This window comes from Xylophilus sp. ASV27 (assembly GCF_016428875.1).
In the GTDB taxonomy this organism is placed as follows: domain Bacteria; phylum Pseudomonadota; class Gammaproteobacteria; order Burkholderiales; family Burkholderiaceae_C; genus Xylophilus.
Genome location: NZ_JAELTO010000187.1, coordinates 1 through 3,940, shown reverse-complemented (window position 1 = coordinate 3,940; position 3,940 = coordinate 1). Strand labels below are relative to the sequence as shown.

Below are 3,940 nucleotides of genomic sequence, written 5' to 3'. Positions count from 1 at the left end.
TCGATCGGGTCCACGCCCTCTTGCGGCGTGATGCGAAACAGCGCCAGCACGTCCGTCGCCTTGGGCTCGTACTCCGGCACCCAGTAGCCCATTTGCGCGTATTTGAGCACTCCGGCCGCGTAGCGCTTGACGCTATCGGTGATCTGCGTCGGCTCGTTCATGTGACCCATGCGAATGCTCCTTCGATGATCGTGGATGAGGGCCGGTGTGGCCTCCGAGTCGCCAATGTAGGCCAGGGAAAAGATCAGGATAAGTTAAATATATTTACCGGGACATAAGCTTTCACTAATATGAAGCCGTGACGCTCGCACGCAATGCAACCTTCCGGCAGCTCGCCACCTTCGATGCGGTGGCGCGGCTGGGCAGCGTGTCCCTCGCCGCCGCCGAAATGCACCTGACGCAGCCGGCCGTGTCGATCCAGATCGCGGGGCTCGAAGCCTCCGCCGGCACGCCGCTGGTGCAGCGCTCGGGGCGCGGCATCCGGCTGACCGAGGCCGGCGCTCTGCTGGCGAGTTACGCGGCGCGTCTGCTGGCTCTGTGGCAGGAGGCGGGCGACCAGATGGCCGCCTTGCATGGGGTGTTCTCAGGCACCTTGCGTGTGGGCGCGGTGACCACGGCCGAATACCTCGTGCCACCCTTGCTGGTCGATTTCGTCGACGCCAACCCCAAGGTCAAGGTCAAGCTGCAGGTTGGCAACCGCGATGCCATCGTGCGCATGCTGGCGGCGCAGGAAGTCGATCTGGCCATCATGGGCCGGCCGCCCGGCGAACTGAAAACCGTGTCGCACCCGTTCGCCAGACACCCTATGGCATTCGTGGCCGCGCCAACGCATCCGCTCATGCGCGACCCGCGGCCCGGCGTCGAGCGCCTGGCGGACGAGCGCATTCTCGTGCGCGAGCGTGGCTCGGGCACGCGTGCCACGGTCGAGCGGCTGTTCAAGGATGCGGGCCTGCCGCTGCGCATCGGCTCGGAGCTGTCGAGCAACGAGGCGATCAAGCAGATGTGCGTGGCCGGATTCGGCGTTGCGTTCCTGTCCCTGCACACCTGCGTGCTCGAGATGAATGCCGGGCTGCTTGCGCTGCTGCCGATCACGGACAACCCGATCGAGCGCGACTGGCACGTGATGCGGCTGGCCACCTCCCAACTGTCGCAGGTGGCGGCCGCCTTCGAGGCGTTCCTGCGCGCCCAGGGTCAGCGGCAGGTCGATGCGCACATCGCGCGCATCGATCCCGGCGCGGCGCGGCGGGCCGCGCGCGGCCGTGGCTCTCGTCTCAGGCCTTCTTGACCCAGGCGCTGCACCAGCCCTTGGCCGACACGAGCTTGCCGGCGTAGAGCTGGCAGGGGCCGGTGGCGTCGCTCGCCTTGCCCTGGAACAACTGGCAGTTATGGCACATCTGGGTGGCCTGGTGCTGCGGATATTTGGCCTTGTCGACCTTGGTGGCGTCGGCCTTGTAGCCGAGCGCCACGGCCTGCGGATCGCTCTCGCTCAGGGTAGCTGCCTGGGCCCAGGCGTGCGAAGCGGCCAGTCCGGCACTGCCGGCGGCGACGCTGATCACGAATGTCCTGCGACTGGGGTTGCTCATCATGGGGTCCTTTTTTGTCTGCCGGTTCGAGATGAACCGTTGTATAGTCTGACACGAAGAAGTGTCAATAAATATTGACACTTGGGTGGAGGAGCAATTGACTCAGGTTTGGAGTGCAATCATGGTCTTTCCTTTCTCGGCCATCGTCGGCCAGGACGAAATGAAGATGGCAATCATGATCGCGGCAGTCGATCCCGCTGTAGGAGGAGTGCTCGTCTTTGGCGATCGCGGCACCGGAAAATCCACTGCGGTGCGGGCTCTGGCCGCGCTCTTGCCGCCGATGCGCGCCGTGGCCGGCTGTCCCTACCACTGCGACCCTGCTGCCTCGAGCCAGTCCTGCGAATACTGCAGCGCAGCAAAGAAAGCCAGGGGCGCGGCGCGCACGGAGCGCGTGCCCGTACCGGTGGTCGATCTGCCGCTCGGCGCCACCGAAGACCGCGTGGTCGGGGCGCTTGATCTGGAGCGTGCGCTCTCGCAGGGCGTCAAGAGCTTCGAGCCCGGCCTGCTCGCCCGCGCGCACCGCGGCTTCCTGTACATCGATGAAGTGAACCTGCTGGAAGACCATCTGGTCGACCTGCTGATCGACGTGGCGGCCTCGGGCGAGAACGTGCTCGAGCGCGAAGGGCTGAGCGTGCGGCACCCGGCGCGCTTCGTGCTGATCGGCAGCGGCAACCCCGAGGAAGGCGAACTGCGCCCGCAACTGCTCGACCGCTTCGGCCTGTCGGTTGAGGTGAGCACGCCGCGCGACCTCGCCACGCGGGTGGAGGTGATCCGGCGGCGCGATGCCTTCGACCGCGACGAGGCGGCCTTCCTTCGGCAGTGGCTGCCGCAGGACGCCAAGGTGCGCCGGCGCATCGGCGCCGCCAAGACCTTGATCGCCCGGGTGCAGGTGCCTGACGCAGTGCTCGAATGCGCGGCGCGCCTGTGCATCAGCCTGGGCACCGATGGCCTGCGCGGCGAACTCACGCTGATCCGCGCCGCGCGCGCGCTGGCCGCGCTCGACGGCGACGAGCAACTCGACACCCGCCATCTGCGCCGCGTCGCGCCGCTGGCGCTGCGGCACCGGCTGCGTCGCAATCCGCTGGACGACAGCGGCTCGAGCGTGCGCGTGGGCAAGGCCATCGAGGAACTGCTGGGTCTATGAACGCCGAGGGTGGCGCAGCCCCGACACCGGCAGGCGATGCGGCGCTGGTGGCGGCCTTGCTGTGCCTGGACCCGGTGGGCCTGGGCGGCGTCGCGGTGCGCTCGGGCACGGGGCCGGCGCGCGATGCATGGCTGCAGTCGGTCGCGGCGCTGCTGCCCGAAGGGCTGCCTTTGCGCCGGCTGCCGCTACACATCGAAGACGACCGCCTGCTCGGTGGGCTCGATCTCGCCGCCACCTTGAGCGCGGGCCGGCCGGTGGGGCAGCGCGGCCTGCTGGTCGAGGCCGATGGCGGCATCGTGGTCGCCTGCATGGCCGAGCGGCTGTCGCCGCGCACGGCGGCCCATCTGGGCGCCGTGCTCGACACGCAGCAGGTGAACGTCGAGCGGCAGGGCCTGGCCGCGCGCCATGCGGCGCGCATCGGCGTCATCGCGCTGGACGAGGGCATCGACGCCGACGAGCGCCTGCCGGATGCGCTGCGCGACCGGCTCGCCTTCAGCCTGGACTTCACACCGGTGCGCCATGGGGCCGACGACGGGCAGCAGCATGGCTGGACGCGACGGCGGATCGCCGACGCCCGCGCGCGCCTGCCCTCGGTCGACGCGCCCGATGCGCTGCGCGAAGCGCTGTGCGCGGCGGCGTTGGCGCTGGGCGTCGATTCGCTGCGGGCCTCGGTGCATGCGCTGCGCGCCGCGCGCGCCCATGCGGCGCTCGAAGGGCGGGCGCAGGTCGACGCGTCGGACGCGGCGCTCGCGGCGCGGCTGGTGCTCCTGCCCAGAGCCACGATGCTGCCGCAGGAAGACGCACCCGCCGATGTACACGAGGACGAACCCGCCGAGTCCCCGGCGGATGACACGCAGGCCGCAGCGCAGCATGCGCACACCGATGCCGATGCTGCGCCGGGCGATGCATCCATGCCGGCCGAGGACCGCGTGCTCGACGCCGCCGCCGCCGTGCTGCCCGCCGGCCTGCTCGCACAACTGACGTCGAAGCGCGCCGAGCGCCGGCGCCAGCACGGCGAGGGCCGCGCGGGAACGCCCGTGACCGGAGGCTTGCGCGGCCGCCCGGACGGCGTGCTGCCCGGCCCCTGTCTCTTATACACATCTGTAAAAAAGGGGTGTGGGGGGGGGGGGGGGGGGGGGGGGGGGGGGGGGGGGGGGGGGGGGGGGGGGGGGGGGGGGGGGGGGGGGGGGGGGGGGGGGGGGGGGGGGGGGGG

At 70.2% G+C, this 3,940-nt stretch carries 3 protein-coding genes and 2 pseudogenes; 3 read left to right on the top strand and 2 right to left on the bottom strand.

Going from position 1 to position 3,940, the window contains the following annotated elements:
• Positions 1 to 170 (bottom strand): annotated as a pseudogene (gene rbcL / locus JHD63_RS21920) (ribulose-bisphosphate carboxylase large subunit); the annotation flags it as partial.
• A 128-nt stretch (positions 171 to 298) separates the two neighbouring features.
• On the opposite strand from rbcL, the gene JHD63_RS21915 reads away from it, so the two are divergent.
• Positions 299 to 1,285 carry a LysR family transcriptional regulator gene (locus JHD63_RS21915; protein ID WP_198972907.1) on the top strand — a complete coding sequence of 329 codons (987 nt, stop codon included), beginning with the start codon at positions 299 to 301 and terminating at the stop codon, positions 1,283 to 1,285.
• Here the strand turns inward: JHD63_RS21915 and JHD63_RS21910 are convergent.
• The gene (locus JHD63_RS21910) at positions 1,272 to 1,583 is read right to left on the bottom strand and encodes a high-potential iron-sulfur protein (protein ID WP_198972906.1); all 312 of its coding nucleotides are present in this window, start codon (positions 1,581 to 1,583) and stop codon (positions 1,272 to 1,274) included. The two genes, JHD63_RS21915 and JHD63_RS21910, sit on opposite strands and share 14 nt — an antisense overlap.
• 121 nt (positions 1,584 to 1,704) lie before the next feature.
• Here JHD63_RS21910 and bchI point away from each other — a divergent pair, with 121 nt between their 5' ends.
• Positions 1,705 to 2,727, top strand: a complete 1,023-nt coding sequence (bchI, locus tag JHD63_RS21905) for a magnesium chelatase ATPase subunit I (RefSeq protein ID WP_198972905.1) — start codon at positions 1,705 to 1,707, stop codon at positions 2,725 to 2,727.
• A pseudogene (locus JHD63_RS21900) lies at positions 2,724 to 3,940 on the top strand (hypothetical protein); the annotation flags it as partial. The gene bchI and the pseudogene JHD63_RS21900, both read left to right, overlap by 4 nt.